We start from the raw sequence: 16,457 nt of genomic DNA on the forward strand, positions 1-16,457 counted from the left end.
TCAGCCCTTACCTAGGAGCCCGGCTATCCCATCGACCACTGTGAGCACGGGGTTCGTCTTGACACGCCGCTTGTGGCAGGCGAGGGCGATAGCAGCGCTCACGACGGCCAGGTCCGGTCCGTAACCGGCGTAGGCCAGGATCGGCGAGAGGATGTCGCGGATCTCGGTCTCGTTGGGTCCGTACCACGTACCGCAGAGCTGCACCTCCGCGAAGCGGGCATCGGAGGCGATCTCGGTGGCGAGGGCTTCCTTGTCCCACTGGCGACCGGGCACGTACTGGCTCCATTCGACCTGCTTGGCACCGATGAAGTGCTGTAGCGCCTGCTGCTGGGCCTCGGCAATCATGTGCTTCCCCCTCCATCGGTCATCGTGGCGTCTCCGCGGTCTCCCAGAGCTTGTCCCAGTCGAAGGTGGTGCTCCGTTCGGCGAAGTGCAGCTGGCGGGACTTGCCCGCGAACGGGTCGCGCAGGTAGCGGACCTGGCAGGTTCCGTCGGTGCGCACCTCGACGAGCGCGAGGAGGTAGTGGTCCGCGGCGTTCAGGCCGGTGAGGATCTCGTTGCGAGTGACGGTGACCGTCGTCGAGCCTTCGATGCGCCCCTTCACCTCGATGAGCAGGAGGTGGCCGTCGGTGTCGACGGAGCGGATGTCGAAGCCGGGGTTCGAGTGCGCCATCTCCTCGGCTCGCCGACCGATCCGGGCTTCTTCGTCGAGCACCGCCCGCACCGCCCGCTCTTCGACCTCACGGGTCTCGCGAGCAAAGCGGCTCACGGCGGCCGCCTCGGGGTCACCGAGGGAGGCGAGCAGTCCGGCCGGCACGACGAGCGCCCCGCCGACGAGGACTGGAGGGAGGGCTTGGAGCTGGCGTTCTTCTTCGAGCTCGCCGAGACGGCGGCGCATCCTGGCGGCAAGCTCGTCGGCTCGGGCCTGGGCGCGTTCGGGATTCATCTTCGGCTGGCGCCCAGCCGCGGCCTGCTCTTTGAGCACAGCTGCTCGTTGGTCCCAGTAGTTGATCTCCCGGGTGAGCCGGGTGCGCACCGCGGTGATCGTCCGCTCGGCGCGGTCGTCAGTGCGGGCAGCGACCTCGGCGAGATGCTGAGGCACGATGTACTCGATGCCGTAGTCGAGTGCCCGGCGTTCGAGCCCGGGGCCGGACAGCCAGTCCTCTCCGAGGACCCGCTTGCAGGTCACCAGCTCGTCGGGGGTAGCCGGGCGGTAGTCGAGGTACGGCGCGTACCCGCCCGGCGAGCCGTTGCCGTCGCGGTCGACGCTCACGAACTCGAAGCGCCGGGAGACGACATGGTCTCGTCCGCCTTGGCCAGGCCGGGCGTCGGTGATGGTGTGTTCCAGGTAGCACAGCACCCGGGGCACCTCTGTGGGGTCGGTCTCGTCGATCAGCACCGCCCCGGTCGAAAGGAGCGATCCGTGGCGTTCGATGGTGAGCGCCACCACTGCGTCGAGGAGGGGATGTCCGGGGGCGACGAGCTCGGCGGGGGGCCGGCCGGGCTGGTGGATGAGCGTCTTGTCGAAGCAGATCCGCTCGTAGCGGCGCAACACCGGCCGACCCGAGCGGGCGGTGCGGGCCCGGACCTCGGCGGGCACGTGGGTCACCTCGTAGCGATCGGGCTCGCGCTCCACGAGTCGGCCGCCCAAGGTCGCCAGCGCCTTGTCGAAGAAGGCGTGGACATAATGCGGCTGGAGCCGACGCGCCGCGGCCTCTTCCATCAGCAGACGCAGGCGGGTGACGTCGGCCTCGGAGAGGACCTCGGAGGCGAGCGCTTCGGCTGCGATGAGAGCGCCGATGCCGTCGCCGACGTGGGCATCGATCACCTCTTCGAGGCGCGCACGGACATCGGGACGTTCGCCGTAGCGGATGGCCTCGATGAGCAGGTCGCGCAGCGCCCGGCCGGACATGGCCTGGCCGAGAACGTCGAAGACCTGGCCGCCGAGCGCCTGGCGTTGCTCGTCGAGCTTGTGGAGCAGTAGTTGGTACACCTGGCCTTCGCGGGTGCCTGCGGCGACGAGGTTCCACATGTGGCAGACCTCTTCTTGGCCGATGCGGTGCACCCGCCCGAAGCGCTGCTCGATGCGGTTCGGGTTCCACGGCAAGTCGTAGTTGACGACGAGATGGGCCCGCTGGAGGTTGATGCCCTCGCCAGCCGCGTCGGTCGCCACCAACACGACGCAGTCCGGGTCGGAGGTGAAGGTGTCCTGGGCCACCCGGCGCTGCTCGCGGCGCATCCCGCCGTGGATCGCCACGACCGCTTCGGGGCGCCCGAGGAAGCCTTGGAGGCGACCGACGAGGTAGTTGAGGGTGTCGCGGTGCTCAGTGAAGATGAGCAGCTTTCGCCGGGTGCCGGACTCCTCGAACATCTCGGGCTTCTCGGCGAGCAGGCCTGCGAGCTCGATCCACTTGCGGTCCGTGCCCGAGGCGAGCACCGAGCGGGCAAGGCTCTCCAGATGCGACAAGGTGGCGACCTCGGCCTGGAGCTCGACAGCGGTCTCGGCCGCGGAGGCTTGGTCGACGAGCTGTTCTTCGACCTCTTCGAGCTCGGCGGCTTCCAGGTCGTCGGTATCGAAATCGTCGGCGAGATCCTCGCCGAGACCGAATCGGGCGACGTCGTCGCCGGTCGCATCCGGCTCGGTACGGTCTGCTGCGGCGCGCAGCTCGGCGAGGTGGTCTTCGAGGCGCTTGCGCCGCCGAGCGAGGGACTGGCTGATCGCCTCCGGTGAGGACGCGAGGCGACGCTGCAGGACGGTGAGCGCGAAGCCGACCACGTTGCGCCTCCCCGAGGTGAGCCGCTCGGCCCGGTTCATCTCCTCGGTCACATAGGTGGTGACCGCCTCGTAGAGATCGGTCTCGGGCGCAGAGAGCTCGAAGGGGACGGTGTAGGCGCGCCGCTCAGGGAACAGCGGCCGGCCGTCGAAGCGCAACAGGTGCTCCTTCACCATCCTGCGCATCAAGTCGGTGGTGTCGATCTCTCCCGATGCGGAGCGGCGGCGGCCTTCGAAGCGGTCGGCGTCCAACAGCGCCAAGAACAGCTGGAAGTCCTCGTTCTTGCCGGCGTGCGGCGTGGCCGTGAGCAGCAACAGGTGGCGGGTGGTAGCCGAGAGAAGCTTCCCGAGGCGGTAGCGGCGGGTCTCGCGCACCTCGTCGCCCTCGTAGTGGGCCGACATGCGGTGCGCCTCGTCGACGACGACAAGGTCCCACTCGGTCGCCTCCAAGCGAGCCTGGATGTCGTCGTTTCGCGACAGGTGGTCCAGGCGGGCGATGACGAGGTCGCGCTCCGCGAGCGGGTTGCCGGTATGGCTCGCCTCGATGGCGTCTCGAGTCAGGATCTCGAAGTCGAGGGAGAACTTCTCCGCGAGCTCGTCCTGCCACTGGGCGACAAGACCACCCGGTGCGACGATGAGGCAGCGGGCGACGTCAGCTCGCAGCAGCAGCTCTTTGATGTAGAGCCCGGCCATGATCGTCTTGCCGGCCCCCGGGTCATCCGCGAGGACGAAGCGCAGCGGCTGGCGGGGGAGCAGCTCGCCGTAGACGGCACGGATCTGATGGGGGAGCGGCTCGACGAGGGAGAGGTGCACGGCGAGCAGCGGGTCGAACAGGTGCGCCAGGCGGATCCGACGCGCCTCGGAGACGAGGCTGAACAGCTCGCCGTTCGCGTCGAAGCTCCACCGGACCCCGGACCCTCGGACCTGGAGCGCCTCCTCGTCGGAGCGGTAGAGGAGGCGCTCGCCGACCCGGCCGTCTGGGTCGCGGTAGGTGAGGGTGACCGCCGCTCCGCCGTGCCAGGAGAGCGCTACGGACGTGACGTCCTTGGCGAGGACGACCCCGCCGATCACCGAGCCGGGAACGAGGTCCTCCAGCTGGGCGCTCACGCGCTCCTCGCTTCGCGCTCGTGGTGAGACGGTGACGGCAGTGGCATCGGGTCCATCGTCGCAGGTCGCTGCGACGCTAACGCTGGCTCCGACTGATAGACGCCGTGCTGGCTGGCGTCGAGGCTGGTCGCGATGTGACCGAGCTGGACGACCAGCGGTGCGAGAAGGGGCGGGAGCAGCTCGGCGACCGTCCCGGGGACGAGCGCGCGAAGCGCCGGGGGCAGCAGGTCCAGCAGGTTCGCCACGACCGGGATCGCGGCTTGCAGCTCGTCGAGCGGCGTGTGCTCGGCGACTCCGGCCAGCTCGTCGAAGGAGAAGGCACTGAACACGGCGTCCATGAAGCGAGCCGCCTGAACTCGCTCGTCAGGCGGCAGCTCGGCGATTGGCAAGCCAATGCCTGCGAGCAGCTCGATCGTTGCCTGGTCGTCGGCGACCTCGCCGCCGAGCTGGACGAGGAACAGGTTCGTGAGCACGCCGCGGGCAACCGCGGCCGGTGGCTCTCCCTGGGCGACCCCGGAGCGCTTCACCTGGGCGGTAACCAACACCTCGAGCCGGCGGCCGGCCACCGTCGAGAGCAGCTGGTCAACGCCGCGCTCGGCCACATCCAGCTCGTCGCTGTCCGCGGGCACCTCGACGGTGAGCGCCCACCGGTAGGCGGCGCGGATCGTCTCCTCGGGCAGGTCGACGCCGCCGGCGAACAGCGAGAAGGCGACTATCTGCCACGGCTGGCCCCGCCGCATGCGCTTCGCCACCTGACAGCAGCGCTCGGCCATGTCGTCGGGGTAGACGACCTCGGTGCCTCGGCCCCGCCCGAGGAAGCGCCGGTGGCCCCTCGGCACGAGCCCCACGCGCCGCCAGTCCTCCAAGCGGCGAGGCGAGCAGGGCACCCCCTGGGCGCGCAGCTCCGCTACCAGGGCCTTCGTGGCACGGGAGGGCGTAGCGGGGCGCGGCACGGGAGTGATCTTACATCCCCCGGTTGAGGCCACAGAGAGGGTGTTGGGCCCTCTCGTACCCTGAACGTCACGACCTGTCGCATCGGCGGCCGGTCCGTCACGAGAAAGGAGGTGATGAAGATGGCCAACCAAGACAAGGGCCGAATCGGCCAGCTCGCGACCTGGGCCGCCGCAGCCCTCGGGCTCCTCGGGCTCGTCGCGGGAGTGTTCCGCATTGGGCTCCAGCGACTGCTGTGGGTCGCCGGCTGTGCAGTGGGCGCAGTCGGCCTGTGGAGCACCTACCCGTGAGCGGGCTGACCCTCGTCATCGCCCCATGAGATCTGGCCTTGGCCCCTGGGGCGATGACGGCCGGGTGAGCGAGGATTGGGACCGTAGCGAGGAGTGACCAGCTGAACTCGCGGCCGCTCCGGTACACGGATCGACCGAGTCCGGGAGGGCGTCACACGACGCTGGTAGAACTCTCGTGTGGTCCAGCGCTTCCCGGTACAGGTCGATGCCGATCAGTTCGACCGGCTCGCCCGACCTACTCAGCCGATGGCCGGGGTCGTCGAGCTGATCTGGAACGCTCTCGACGCCGAAGCCGATGTCGTCACGGTCACCGTCGCGCGCACCGACCTGGACGGCGTCGACATCGTCCAGGTCCAAGACAACGGTCACGGCCTGACCCATGCGGAGGCGCTTCGCGACTTCCGCCGCCTCGGTGGCTCATGGAAGAAGAGCCGCTCGGTGTCCAAGAACGGCACCCGGCCCCTCCACGGCAAGGACGGGGCTGGCCGGTTCCGCGCCTTCGCCATCGGGAGCCTCGTCGAATGGACCACCACCACCGCCGAGATCGACGACTCGCTCGTCCGAACGAAGATCACGGGTTCACTCGACGCCTCCGAGTTTACGGTGAGCGACCCTGAACGACTCGGGTCGGGATCAGCTGGGACCACCGTCAGGATCGCACAACCGCGTGAGCACGCCCACCGGCTCCTGGCAGACGCCGCCTCGTCACAGGTCGTCATCCAGCTCGCGGTCTACCTCATCAAGTACCCGCAGGTCGCCATCACCTACGACGGGAAGACCCTCGACCCGAAGGCGATCCTCGAACGGGAGACGAGCATCGAGTTGGACAGCGCGCTCGGCGGTCACCATGGCGCGCCGCTTCTCACGATCATGGAGTGGAGACCAGAGGCCAAGTCGATCAAACCATCCCTGATCCTCTGCGACGCCAAGGGCGTCGCCCTTCACGAGATTACCGAAGGTATCGACACCCGCGCGGGGCTTCCCTACACCGCTTATCTGATGTGGCCGGGATTTGCCGAGCGCGTCAACGAGCTGCCACTCGCCGAGTTCGATAGCGAGACCGTCGCGCCCATCCTCGATGCCGCTCGTGCCGCCATCCGTGATCACATCGATTCGCGTCTCAGCGAACGTCGCGTCGAGCAACTCGAACGATGGAAGGCGGAGCGCGTCTACCCATACTCGGGCCAGCCGCAGACCCAAGCTGAGGCCAACGAGCGCCGCGTCTTCGACGTCGTCGCTACCGCAGCCGCCCCGGCAGTCGCACGCGAGCCGAAGGCAGCGCGCCTCTCCCTTCGCCTGATCCGAGAAGCACTGGCGCAGCCGCCTGGTGCGCTGCACCGTGTGCTGAAAGAGGTTCTCGATCTGACGGGCGAGCAGCTGGCCGATTTTGACCACCTGTTGGAGCGGACGACCCTGGCTTCGATCATCTACACGAACAAACTGGTCACCGATCGTCTAGATTTCCTCGTCGACCTCGAGTCCATGCTCTTCGACGCCGACAAGAAGAAACGGTTGTTGGAGCGCTCGCAACTCCACCGCATCATCGCCAACGGCAAGACGTGGATCTTCGGCGAGGAGTACGGGCTCGCAGTCGACGACCAAGGTCTGACGAAAGTGCTCGAAGCTCACCTCTCCTCTCTCGGTGATGACAGACCGGTACTGAGGCCCGTCACGGACACCGAAGGCCACACGCGGATCGTCGACCTGATGCTTTCCAAGGCCGCCCTTCGCGGAGACGGCCGCGAGCACCTCGTCGTCGAACTAAAGCGGCCGAGCGTCTCTCTGACCCAGATCGAACTAAGCCAGATCACGAATTACGCCGTAGCAGTCAGCGAGGACGAGCGCTTTGCCGCACCGAACGTGCGATGGGACTTTTGGCTCCTCGGTGATGACATGGACCACGTGGTGGAGAACCTTGCCCGCACTCCGAACCGGCCCACTGGCCTCTACACCGAGGGTCAGAATTACCGAATTTGGGTTCGGCGATGGGCGGAAGTCCTAGAGGAGAACCGGCAACGACTGCACTTCTTCCGAGAGCACCTGGAATACCAACCTCAGGACGAGGCAGAGCTCGAGGGCATGCTTAGCAAATATCTGCCGAATGCAAATCCGGACGATCGTGCTCCCAGCGAGAAAGTGGGAAGCGACGGGGAATGAGCGCGAGATCCCTCCATCCCATCGGCGAACAGAGGACATGAGCCTGCGCACTGCATTCACCGAGCTGTTCGGGGTTGCGCATCCGATCGCGCTGGCGCCGATGGGCGGCTCGGCGGGCGGGGCGCTCGCCGCCGCGGTCGCCAATGGTGGCGGGCTCGGACTGGTGGGCGGTGGTCGGGGAGACCCGGAATGGCTGGAGCGGGAATTGGTTCCCGAGCGCCCCGAACCGCACGGTGTCGGACTACCGCATCTTTCAGGTCAGTCGAACTGCTCAACCAGCGACTGAGCGGATGCCACGATCGCGTTGATCTCGCAGTCGTCATGGCATTGTGCCCTGGGCGCGACTGTCATCTCGCCGGGGTACGCCTGGTAGTGCTGCGGGCCAATGCCGGAGACTCTGACACTGCCGGCGACCATCCCGGCGAAGTGCAGGATCTGGTGACCGGCTACGGCAAGGCTGAAGGGGAAGACGTTGCGGCGGTTGAACCGCTCGCGTTCGGCGGGGCTCAGCCCAGCGATATAGTCCGGATCGTCCAGCAGTCCGTCGCGGTCGAGCCCGACATCGCTGCGCAGCAGCGCGCCGAGGCAGACCATGCAGGCCCGTCCAGGCCCAACGGTGTGGATGCGCCAGTCGACATGCAGAGGCCGGCCCTCAGGGGTGGTCCTGGCGAAGATGCCCCCGTCGACGACCGGGATCAAATGAGCGTAGGCGATGGCGTTCAGGATCCACCGCGGCCAGGGTCGGTCGACACAACAGATGAGGACATCGCAGTCGAGAGCAGCTTCTATCCCTTCTCGAGTCAGCAGCGACCTCGGCAGCTTGTTGACCTTGACGGCCTCCGCCGTGTGACTGTCGGCGATGCCCCGGGCGGCGACGTCGACCTTGAAGGTCTTCGCCTCGACGTCCGCCAGGTTTGAGTGGAGGGTGCGGTCCAGGTTGCGCAACTCGATGTGGTCGTGGTCGATGAGGACGATGTCGGAGACACCCATCCGGGACAGTCCCTCGGCGACGAGGCTTCCCACACTTCCGAGCCCGACGAGGCCAACTCGGGCTCGGGCGATGTCTGCCTGCGCCGCTGCGCCCCAGACACTGAGGGTCGCCACTTGGGCGGGCAACTCGGCCGGCTCAGGCCGCAGCAACGGGTGGAAGCTCAAGGAGAGCCGATCGGACGCCGCGACGCGGACCACCGGGATCTCCACGCGTTCGTAGGTGAACGGGGCGGCTCGTCCCCAGGTCCTGGCGCTCCACGTGCCGTCGGTGCCCCAGGTCATCCCGAGGAGCGGGAGTCCTGACCGACCAGAGACTGCGCCGGCCAGGCGATCGCGCTCGGCGACGATGTCATCCTCGCTCATGCCCTGCCAGCCCGGACCAAGGTGGGAGTGGATCAGGGCGAGGCCGGTGCCAGGTTCAAGTGAGGTGAGCACCCGACTCAAGTAGTCCGAGGTGAACGAGACGTTGCCTTCGAGGATCCGCTCCCCCTCGTCGGGCAGGAGTGCCTGGTCCAGGACGAAGCTCATCCGACGGCTTCCGACGCTCGGGCGCCAGATGGCGAAGGTCAGGTCCTCTTGGATTCCTTCGTGGACGAAGTGGCGGCGTAGCTCGGTATCGAGGTCGCCGGTCATGACGACGGCCAGCTCGCGCTCTTGGAGGTAGTCCATCTCGTGATATGTCATGGGATCACCTGGCTGAATACGGTCAGGACGTGGGTCCAGACGGCTTGAGGGGTCGGCACCCGGTCGAATCGGCGGGACCAGTACTGCCAGTCGGGCCCGAGCGCACTTGATTGGGTCTTGAGGGGTCCGGTCATGTCCATCCGCACGAGCGCTGGGCGAGTGTGAATAGCCGGTGGCACCAGGTACGGGATGGTCTGGCACCGGGCCAGGGCGACATCGCACGCCCGCTCGGCCAGGGGCCCGCAGGGGATGGTGAAGTTGCATACGACGATGTAGGGATGGCCGGAGTGGTCCTGCGCAGCCTCGACCGTGAGGCCGAGACTGCGCAGGTACTCCTCCAGCTCTGCGTCAGTCACCGCTACGAGGTCGGAGTCGGCCCGAGGTAGGTAGCGGTGAACCGCTCGTCCTCGTGCAACTCGACCTTGTCGTCGTAGTCGGTGTAGACGTGATCGCCCCTGTCCCGGGTGAGCCGGTACTGCTCGACAGGGGTGAACCCTGCGTCGGTCAGGATCTTCCTGACCGTCAGGTCGTCCTTGTGGGTGGTCAGACGCTCCCCGTTGACGAAGTAGGTGATCGTCTTGTGTTCGTGCTCCTGGTCTGCCACGGGCAGAACCTCCAATCGCTGAAGCGGGCACCGGCCGATCCGCTGCCCCGTGCACTATCATCAGTGCCGTGCACTAAAGTACACGCACTCCAGGTCCTTGTCAACTCAGGTGCATGCCGTCTACGATGGTGCACGATGCTCACGACGTCTACGAAGGAGGTGACGATGGTCGCAAGCAACGCTGAGCGGCTCGGGAACAGCCTGCGCGCCGCTCGGGAGTTGAAGGGCAAGTCGCTCAAGGCGGTGGCTGAGCCGGCGGAGGTCTCGACCGCCTACCTCCTCAAGTTGGAGAAGGGCCAGGTCGAGTCACCGTCTCCTCACATACTCCATCGCCTAGCCGGCGAGCTGGGCATCGACTATCTGGACCTGATGCGCAAGGCCGGATACATCGTGAGCGACAATGGCGCGCCATCCGGGGGCGCACTCACCCACGCGCTCAGCGGCGAGCCGCTCACCGAGGACGAGGAGCTGGCGCTCGCCACCTACCTGAAGATGTACCGCAACGGGCAGGTTCGGTGACGGCATGTGGCGGGAGCTGGAGTCTGCCGGAGAGATCAACTCACGGGTAGACCTGCTCCTTCGCGCTGCCGATGCTTACGGACGCTTCCCGACGCCCGTCGAGGACATCATTCGAGCCGCCGAACTCACCGAAGCCGACGACTACGTCCTCGATGAGTCACTCATCAAGAAGGCACCCGCATACCTACGCACGCTGCTGCGGAGCGCGAAGCAGAAAATCCAGGGCCTTGTCGACCGCCGAGCCCGAGTCGTTCACGTCTCGCCGGCGATCGAGAACGAGGGAAAGAAGCGGTTCGTACGGTTACACGAGACCGTGCATCACATCCTCCCGCACCAACAGGATCTCCTCTACGCCGACGACCAAGAAACCCTCCTGAGGACCACCAATCGGCTGTTCGAGCGGGAGGCGAACCAAGGCGCCGCTGAGCTGCTGTTCCAACGGGAGCATTTTGCGCGTGACGCGGCGGACTTGGAGATCTCGACGGCGACTGTGTCGCTGCTCGCCAACCGTTACGGGTCTTCGTTCCATGCCGCGTTCCATCGGTATGCCGAATCGCATCCCGGTGTAGTCGCGGCGATCGTTCTGGAGCGGACCCCACGATCATCATCGCCACCCACCTGGCGGCGCGAAGAGTTCATGTCGACCAAAAAGTGGAACGAAAGGTTTGGACAACCGTCGTGGCCCACGATGATGCGAAGTGACGAGTACCCGTTCCTCGCCGCTCTGGACTTCAGCGGCGTCGACCAAACCGATATACGCAACCTTGCTGGGGACGTTGACGCCGTAAAGGTCGACATCCTTCAGACGCCCTACAAGAGCTTCATTCTCCTGTGGTTCCCACAGCGCCGCCTACGGCGCCCTCTACGGGTGAGAGTCGCCTGACCGACCAGACGGGGACCATGTTCGACGCGGCAATCGTCGGAATCGTCGGGTTGCCAACCCGAAGGTCGAGGTCCATCAGCGTTTCTGGGGACACCAACTGGTGGCAGGCCCCACTGATCAGTCGGTAGGCCCAGGCGCTACCCTATGCAAGCGGCGCTACCAGCAAGTATGGCGACACCGAGGTCTTTAGGTTCGAGGTGGCGGGAACCCCCCGCCACCAAGTACGGGCGTTTTTCGCGCCTTTTTGCGTATGCACAGGCCGCTGACCAGCATGTTTGGTCGGCGGTTTCTGTGTTTATGGGGACAGTTTGTGGGGTCCTACTCACCTTCTGCGTAGGGCAAAGAGGCGGCGCGCCAGGGCGCGGCCGGGCCGACACGCTGGGGTTTCGCCCGGTCGAGGCAGGCGGTGTTCGAGCGCTGCACAGGGCAGCCCTATGCAGCGCCATGCAGCTGCCCTACTCAACGCTCCGCCGCGTGCATGTGCTTCATGGGCGTCGAGCGGGAGGTCAGGCGTCAACGTGTGGGTGCCGAGAACCCCGTCCACCCAGCTCAGGCAGCGATCCGGTACTCGTGGATGAGTCCGCCCAGGCGGTCGGGTCTTCGTAGCCGGGTGGGGTGGACATCGCCGATCGGCGCGGGAGGCGTGTCGAGCGCGGAGGGTGCACGTTGGTCCAGAGAGCGGTGCGGGCGGTGGACGTTGTAGTGCTCGACGTGCTCGGCAAGGACTGCTTGGAGGTGACGGCGGCCGAGGATGAGCATCCGGTCGAGGCGCTCGCGCCGGATGGTGCCGATCACGCGCTCACAGATGGCGTTCGCCCGGGGTGCCCGGACCGGGGGTCTGATGATCCTGGTGCCCTCTGCGGCGAAGATGGCGTCGAAGGAGGCGGCGAACTTGGCGTCGCGATCGCGGATGAGGAACTTGACACGGTTTGCCTGGTCGGCGACGTCCATCGAGAGATTGCGGGCCTGTTGGGTGACCCAGTCTGCGACCGGCTTGGTCGTGATGCCGGCGATCCGTACGCGACGGCTGTCGTGGTGGATGAACACGAGCACATAGAGCCTGCGGAGAAGGACGGTGTCGACGTGGAAGAAGTCGCACGCCATCAGCCCTTTGGACTGGGTGGCGAGGAACTCCGTCCAGGTCGATCCCGACCTGCGTGGTGACGGATCGATGCCGTGGCGCTTCAGGATCGCCCAGACGCTCGAGGCGGCGATGACGAATGCCCATGGGGCGAGTTCGCCGTGGATGCGGCGGTAGCCCCAAGTCGGGTTCTCCTTCGCCTGTCCGTGGCCGGTTTCCAGTCCGCAGTTTTGGCCACGGGAAGTCCGCACCTCTCGCGGTGATGTTCGACTCTACGTGAGCCTGGTGTGACCTCCGTTCCGGCGGGATTCTTTGAGCCTGAACGACTCGCCAGAGGTGACGACGAGCACGCTGTGGTGGAGCAGGCGGTCGAGGAGGCTGACGGCGGTGGTGTGCTCGGGGAGGAAGCGCCCCCAGTCCTCGAACGGCCAGTGCGAGGCGATGCCGAGGGACCGGGTCTCGTAGGCGGCGGCGACCAGGCGGAAGAAAAGCTGGGCGCCGGTGTCGTCCATCGGGGCGAAGCCGATCTCGTCGATCAGCACGAGGTCGGCTTTCAGGATCTGCTCGATGACCCGGCCCACCGAGTTGTCGGCGAGACCCCGGTAGAGGGTCTCGACAAGGTCGGTGGCGCTGAAGTAGCGGACCCGTTTGCCGGTGTCGACGGCGTGGTGCCCGAGGGCGACGAGCAGGTGGGACTTCCCCGTCCCGGCCGGGATGGCGACAGACTGCAACATCTTCGACGGTTGTTGCCGTGCGAGGTGCGGGTGACGTCGTCGGTGCATCCGTTGTTCGGCCGGCTGCTGGCGGCGTCTGGGTTCAAGCGGCGTGACGGAACGCTGTTTTTGGTGGTGGTTCTGCCGGATGGGTCCCCTGGGACGATCCCTGTGGCTGCCACCGACATCTTGGGTGGTGAGACGCCTGCGGGGGTGGTGACGGTGCTGTCGGTCGAGGGGATCCGTGAGCTTCAAGGGTTGACCGGCTCGTTGAACCTCAATCCACCGTCGCTGAGCGTCCGGTGATGCCCTGAGGGGTGTGCCCATCCACAAGAAGTGCCTCCTGAGCAGGGAGGATGGCGATGTCTGAAGTCGTCATCTCCTAAAACTCAAGGAGGCACTTCTTGTGTCGCGAGTATCGCATGGTCCTGACCGTCTCGGGGTGGTCTTTGACGACCCGAGCCTGGTGGCGAACGCCGGGTTGATCCTGGTTGCCACGTTGACCGCCCGGTTGGGGCTCGAGGCGCTCGTCGATGCCACCATCCGTTTGGGCAGGGGCGGGTTCGCGCCGGGCCGCAAGGTCCTGACCTTGGTGCATGCGATGGTCGCTGGCGGCAGCCACATCGACCACACTGACGTCCTCCGTGCCGGGGCGACCGCGAGGATCCTCGGGCATCGGGTGATGGCACCCTCGACGGTCGGGAGTTTCCTGCGCGCGTTCACGTTCGGGCATGTCCGCCAGCTGGACGCGGTGATCGCCGAGACGATCCGGCGGGCGTGGGCCATGGGCGCCGGGCCTGGAGGCCGGCGGCTGGTGATCGATATCGACTCGACTGTCTGTCAGGAGCCTGTCAGGTTGTCTGTGTAAGAGAAGATCCTTGACGTTGTTGTTGCTGTGAATGGTATCAGATCGGGAGTCGGTCAGGGAAGTGAATAGCGAGAGCGTTGAGTGCTTCTTTCCATCCCCAGGTGCCGGTGCCGGCGGCGCCGCCCCTGCTGGTGGTGATGTCCCGGGCGATCAGGCGGAGTAGCTTGAGGGCGGCATCGTCGTCGGGGAAATGCCCTCGAGTTTTGGACGCTTTGCGCATCTGGTAGTTGACCGATTCGACCAGATTTGTGGTGTATCCGATCTTGCGGATGATCGGGGGGTATGCCAGGAACGGGATGAACCGCTCCCAGCTGGTGCGCCACAGGGCGACGATGGCCGGGTAGCGGTCGCCGTGTTCGAGTTCGAAGGTGTCGAGCGCGTCGGTGGCGGCTTCCACGCTGAGGGCGGTGTAGACCGGCTTGAGGGCCGCTGCGATCTTCTTGCGGTCCTTCCACGAGCAGTAGCGTGTCGACGCCCGGATCAGGTGCACGACGCAGGTCTGGACCGACGCTTGGGGCCAGGTCGCCTCGATCGCGTCGGGGAGCCCCTTGAGGCCGTCGCAGCACACGAACAGCACGTCAGCGACGCCTCGGGCCTTGAGCTCGGTGAGCACGGTCAACCAAAATTTGGCGCCTTCGCCGCCGTCGCCCAACCAAACGCCGAGCACGTGTTTGCGGCCCTCCACGTCGACGCCGACAGCCAGGTAGGCGGGCCGGTTGACCACCGTCCCCGACGTGCGCACCTTGACCACGAGCGCGTCGATATACAGGATCGGGTAGACGGCTTGGTTTCTGCCGGTGGTTGCGAACTACGTGTGAGTGAGCTTGAACCCCAAGTCTGCCATGGCCTCACTTGGTGTGCGGTCCGCAAGGATCAGCCGGGGCCGGCCGTTGAGCTCGTCAGCGACGTGGCGGAGGTGGTTGTGGGAGTACACGGACAGGTCGGTGTGCTTCGGGAAGTACTGGCGGAGAAGACCGTTGGTGTTCTCGTTCGTGCCTCGCTGCCAGGGCGAGTGGGGGTCGCAGAAGTAGACGTCGAGGTCGGTCGCGGCGGCTGTCTCCTCGTGGAGGGTCATCTCTCTGCCCTGGTCCCAGGTGAGCGATCTCCGCAGGCCTGCGGGGAGAACCGACATCCGTCGCACGAGGGCGTCACGGACCTGCGGCGCTTTATAACCGTCAGGGAGGTGCACGAGCACGACGTAGCGGGTGACGCGTTCGACCACGGTGGCGATGGCCGAACCGCTCATGGCGCCGATGATCAAGTCGCCTTCCCAGTGGCCGGCGTCGACACGCTCCTCGACGCGGCGGGGACGTTGATCGAGGAGGCGCATGTTCTTGATCTTGTTCGGGCTGGGGACGCCTCGACGGTGGGGCTTGCGGCGGCAGCGGCCCGTGCGGAGACTGCGATTCTTCGTTCCGAAGCTCCCGGCGAAGACGGCCTTGTAGATCGTCTCGGCGCAAGCTTGCATCTGTGCGTCACCCGGGTAGGTCCGTCGCAGAAACCGGCAGATCTGTTGCGGTGACCACCGCAGCACGAGCTTGGAGGCGATCACCGACCGCAGCTTCTTGCCGGCGGCGATCTTGGCCAGCTTCGGTCGCTGACGTCGAAGGAGAGCCTGGTTGTGAGCCCACCACGGCTGATACGAGCCGTCCGGCTTGCTGTTGCGTTGAAGTTCCCGGCAGACGGTCTGGAAGGTCTTCCCAATGGCAGCTGCGATGACCTTCGAGGGGTGACCGGCGCGCACGCCGTCAGCTATGGCGATCCGATCGTCCTGGGTGAGGAAGCGGGGTGACACGGGACCGGCTTCGGGGATGAGCACGCTGCCAGCGTCGATGAACCATAGCGATCCGCAGCTCGTCGAGACGCCAACCCGGCGTGCCGCTTCCGCCCCCCTCACCCCGTCCCTGACCAGCTCGAAGTAGCGGCGCTTCACGGCGGCTGGAGCCTTGTTGGGTGCGTAGTGGGGCATCGGAGCTTCCTTCTGTCAGACGTTCGCAACCACCCATGGACTTCAAGCGGACTCGAGCGGTCGGGTCTGCCACTCTTTGAGTTCCTCGACGATCCCGTCGGTCACTCTCGAGACCAGGTCCGGGGACACGTCCACCCCGTAGATGCGCTTGAGGGTCTTCTTGATGTCGCGGGTCGACATGCCGCCCGCGTAGAACGCGACGATGTTCTCCGACAGCTTCCCCAGCCGGGTCTCGCCTTTAGCGACCAGCTTCGGCTCGAAGCTGCCGTTGCGGTCCCTCGGGACATCCAGATCGATCGGGCCGAGCTCGCTCAACACCCGTTTGGGGCTCGTCCCGTTCCGACTGTTCCCACTGCCACGCCCGGCGGGGTCGCCGCGCTCGTAGCCGACATGGTCGGTCAGTTCCTCGTCCAACCCGCGTTCGAGCAGCTTCTTGGTCAACTCCGCGAGCAGACTGCCCTCGCCGACCAGCTCCACACCCTCAGCCCGAACCTTCGCCACCAGCTCATCGATCACCGACTCCGGCACCAACCCGCCGCGGATGCCACCATCATCGGTCCCACCCACCGAGCCCACTACCGTCGTCTCATCAGTCACTGTCACGTTAGATACACCTCCTACTGGCAGGCTTCCAGGCCTACCTATTTGGTTGGTGGATCCCTCTTACACAGACTCCCTGACACCCCCTCTGTCAGGTCCACGGACATAAGAAGGCCGGCGCCTCTTACGGCTACACCAAGGTCCTCGGCTACCACCCGCTGCTCGCGACCAGGGCCGATACCGGCGAGATCCTCCACGCCCGGATGCGCAAAGGCTCCGCGAACACCAGCCGGGGAGCGAACCGTTTCGTCGAGGAGCTCATCGCCAG

17 protein-coding genes and 1 pseudogene are annotated in these 16,457 nt (G+C 66.2%); 7 read left to right on the forward strand and 11 right to left on the reverse strand.

All coding sequences use genetic code 11. From position 1 onward, the window contains the following. From K6U06_RS12525 to K6U06_RS12535, 3 genes are read right to left on the reverse strand one after another with little or no spacing between them, the layout of a single operon-like run. Window positions 1-345: a hypothetical protein gene (locus K6U06_RS12525; protein WP_262322270.1), complete on the reverse strand. Its 345-nt coding sequence runs from the start codon at window positions 343-345 to the stop codon at window positions 1-3. A gap of 19 nt (window positions 346-364) precedes the next feature. Next, a complete protein-coding gene (locus K6U06_RS12530) occupies window positions 365-3,880 on the reverse strand; it encodes a helicase-related protein (protein ID WP_262322271.1) in 3,516 nt (1,171 codons plus the stop codon). Continuing rightward, a complete protein-coding gene (locus tag K6U06_RS12535; RefSeq protein WP_262322272.1) occupies window positions 3,877-4,833 on the reverse strand; it encodes a hypothetical protein in 957 nt (318 codons plus the stop codon). Before K6U06_RS12535 ends, K6U06_RS12530 begins: the two co-directional genes overlap by 4 nt. A gap of 120 nt (window positions 4,834-4,953) precedes the next feature. Here K6U06_RS12535 and K6U06_RS12540 point away from each other — a divergent pair, with 120 nt between their 5' ends. From K6U06_RS12540 to K6U06_RS12550, 3 genes are all read left to right on the forward strand, one after another. After that, window positions 4,954-5,121: a hypothetical protein gene (locus tag K6U06_RS12540; RefSeq protein WP_262322273.1), complete on the forward strand. Its 168-nt coding sequence runs from the start codon at window positions 4,954-4,956 to the stop codon at window positions 5,119-5,121. Between the two features lie 177 nt (window positions 5,122-5,298). Next, entirely contained in the window at window positions 5,299-7,278 is a 1,980-nt protein-coding gene (locus K6U06_RS12545) for an ATP-binding protein (protein WP_262322274.1), read from the forward strand. A gap of 37 nt (window positions 7,279-7,315) precedes the next feature. Then, the gene (locus K6U06_RS12550; RefSeq protein ID WP_262322275.1) at window positions 7,316-7,564 is read left to right on the forward strand and encodes a nitronate monooxygenase; all 249 of its coding nucleotides are present in this window, start codon (window positions 7,316-7,318) and stop codon (window positions 7,562-7,564) included. On the opposite strand, the gene K6U06_RS12555 is transcribed toward K6U06_RS12550, so the two are convergent. From K6U06_RS12555 to K6U06_RS12565, 3 genes are read right to left on the reverse strand one after another with little or no spacing between them, the layout of a single operon-like run. After that, window positions 7,537-8,952 carry a HesA/MoeB/ThiF family protein gene (locus K6U06_RS12555; RefSeq protein ID WP_262322276.1) on the reverse strand — a complete coding sequence of 472 codons (1,416 nt, stop codon included), beginning with the start codon at window positions 8,950-8,952 and terminating at the stop codon, window positions 7,537-7,539. The two genes, K6U06_RS12550 and K6U06_RS12555, sit on opposite strands and share 28 nt — an antisense overlap. After that, entirely contained in the window at window positions 8,949-9,308 is a 360-nt protein-coding gene (locus tag K6U06_RS12560; protein WP_262322277.1) for an E2/UBC family protein, read from the reverse strand. Before K6U06_RS12560 ends, K6U06_RS12555 begins: the two co-directional genes overlap by 4 nt. A 2-nt stretch (window positions 9,309-9,310) precedes the next feature. Further along, entirely contained in the window at window positions 9,311-9,556 is a 246-nt protein-coding gene (locus tag K6U06_RS12565; protein ID WP_262322278.1) for a hypothetical protein, read from the reverse strand. Window positions 9,557-9,691: 135 nt separating this feature from the next. Here K6U06_RS12565 and K6U06_RS12570 point away from each other — a divergent pair, with 135 nt between their 5' ends. Continuing rightward, window positions 9,692-10,075: a helix-turn-helix domain-containing protein gene (locus K6U06_RS12570; protein ID WP_262322279.1), complete on the forward strand. Its 384-nt coding sequence runs from the start codon at window positions 9,692-9,694 to the stop codon at window positions 10,073-10,075. A 4-nt stretch (window positions 10,076-10,079) separates the two neighbouring features. Next, window positions 10,080-10,958, forward strand: coding sequence for an ImmA/IrrE family metallo-endopeptidase (locus K6U06_RS12575; RefSeq protein ID WP_262322280.1), 879 nt, complete (start codon window positions 10,080-10,082; stop codon window positions 10,956-10,958). Window positions 10,959-11,507: 549 nt separating this feature from the next. Here K6U06_RS12575 and K6U06_RS12580 read toward each other — a convergent pair. Together K6U06_RS12580 and K6U06_RS12585 are read right to left on the reverse strand one after the other, a co-directional pair. Further along, complete coding sequence (locus K6U06_RS12580; RefSeq protein ID WP_262322281.1) at window positions 11,508-12,290, reverse strand: integrase core domain-containing protein; 783 nt, start codon at window positions 12,288-12,290, stop codon at window positions 11,508-11,510. 21 nt (window positions 12,291-12,311) lie between these two features. Next, window positions 12,312-12,752 (reverse strand): annotated as a pseudogene (locus K6U06_RS12585) (ATP-binding protein); the annotation flags it as partial. A gap of 51 nt (window positions 12,753-12,803) precedes the next feature. Here K6U06_RS12585 and K6U06_RS12590 point away from each other — a divergent pair. Next, on the forward strand, window positions 12,804-13,058 hold the full coding sequence (locus tag K6U06_RS12590) for a hypothetical protein (RefSeq protein WP_262322282.1): 255 nt from the start codon (window positions 12,804-12,806) through the stop codon (window positions 13,056-13,058). A 136-nt stretch (window positions 13,059-13,194) separates the two neighbouring features. Beyond that, window positions 13,195-13,620 (forward strand): hypothetical protein, encoded by a 426-nt coding sequence (locus K6U06_RS12595; protein WP_262322283.1) that lies wholly within the window; start codon window positions 13,195-13,197, stop codon window positions 13,618-13,620. 37 nt (window positions 13,621-13,657) lie between these two features. Here K6U06_RS12595 and K6U06_RS12600 read toward each other — a convergent pair whose 3' ends face one another. Genes K6U06_RS12600 through K6U06_RS12610 form a run of 3 tightly spaced genes read right to left on the reverse strand, consistent with a single transcriptional unit; the run spans window position 13,658 to window position 16,192 of the window. Continuing rightward, the gene (locus K6U06_RS12600; protein WP_410051038.1) at window positions 13,658-14,392 is read right to left on the reverse strand and encodes an IS256 family transposase; all 735 of its coding nucleotides are present in this window, start codon (window positions 14,390-14,392) and stop codon (window positions 13,658-13,660) included. A gap of 36 nt (window positions 14,393-14,428) precedes the next feature. Further along, on the reverse strand, window positions 14,429-15,589 hold the full coding sequence (locus tag K6U06_RS12605) for an IS30 family transposase (protein WP_262322284.1): 1,161 nt from the start codon (window positions 15,587-15,589) through the stop codon (window positions 14,429-14,431). Between the two features lie 42 nt (window positions 15,590-15,631). Continuing rightward, window positions 15,632-16,192 (reverse strand): transposase, encoded by a 561-nt coding sequence (locus K6U06_RS12610; RefSeq protein WP_262322285.1) that lies wholly within the window; start codon window positions 16,190-16,192, stop codon window positions 15,632-15,634. Window positions 16,193-16,457 lie beyond the last annotated feature (265 nt).

It is taken from the genome of Acidiferrimicrobium sp. IK, assembly GCF_025499425.1.
GTDB lineage: Bacteria > Actinomycetota > Acidimicrobiia > Acidimicrobiales > Palsa-688 > Acidiferrimicrobium.

Coding starts and splice junctions, on each gene's coding strand:
- K6U06_RS12525 (WP_262322270.1), bottom strand. CDS start 345: ATGATTGCCGAGGCCCAGCAGCAGGCGCTACAGCACTTCATCGGTGCC.
- K6U06_RS12540 (WP_262322273.1), top strand. CDS start 4,954: ATGGCCAACCAAGACAAGGGCCGAATCGGCCAGCTCGCGACCTGGGCC.
- K6U06_RS12550 (WP_262322275.1), top strand. CDS start 7,316: ATGAGCCTGCGCACTGCATTCACCGAGCTGTTCGGGGTTGCGCATCCG.
- K6U06_RS12555 (WP_262322276.1), bottom strand. CDS start 8,952: ATGACATATCACGAGATGGACTACCTCCAAGAGCGCGAGCTGGCCGTC.
- K6U06_RS12570 (WP_262322279.1), top strand. CDS start 9,692: ATGCTCACGACGTCTACGAAGGAGGTGACGATGGTCGCAAGCAACGCT.
- K6U06_RS12575 (WP_262322280.1), top strand. CDS start 10,080: ATGTGGCGGGAGCTGGAGTCTGCCGGAGAGATCAACTCACGGGTAGAC.
- K6U06_RS12605 (WP_262322284.1), bottom strand. CDS start 15,589: ATGCCCCACTACGCACCCAACAAGGCTCCAGCCGCCGTGAAGCGCCGC.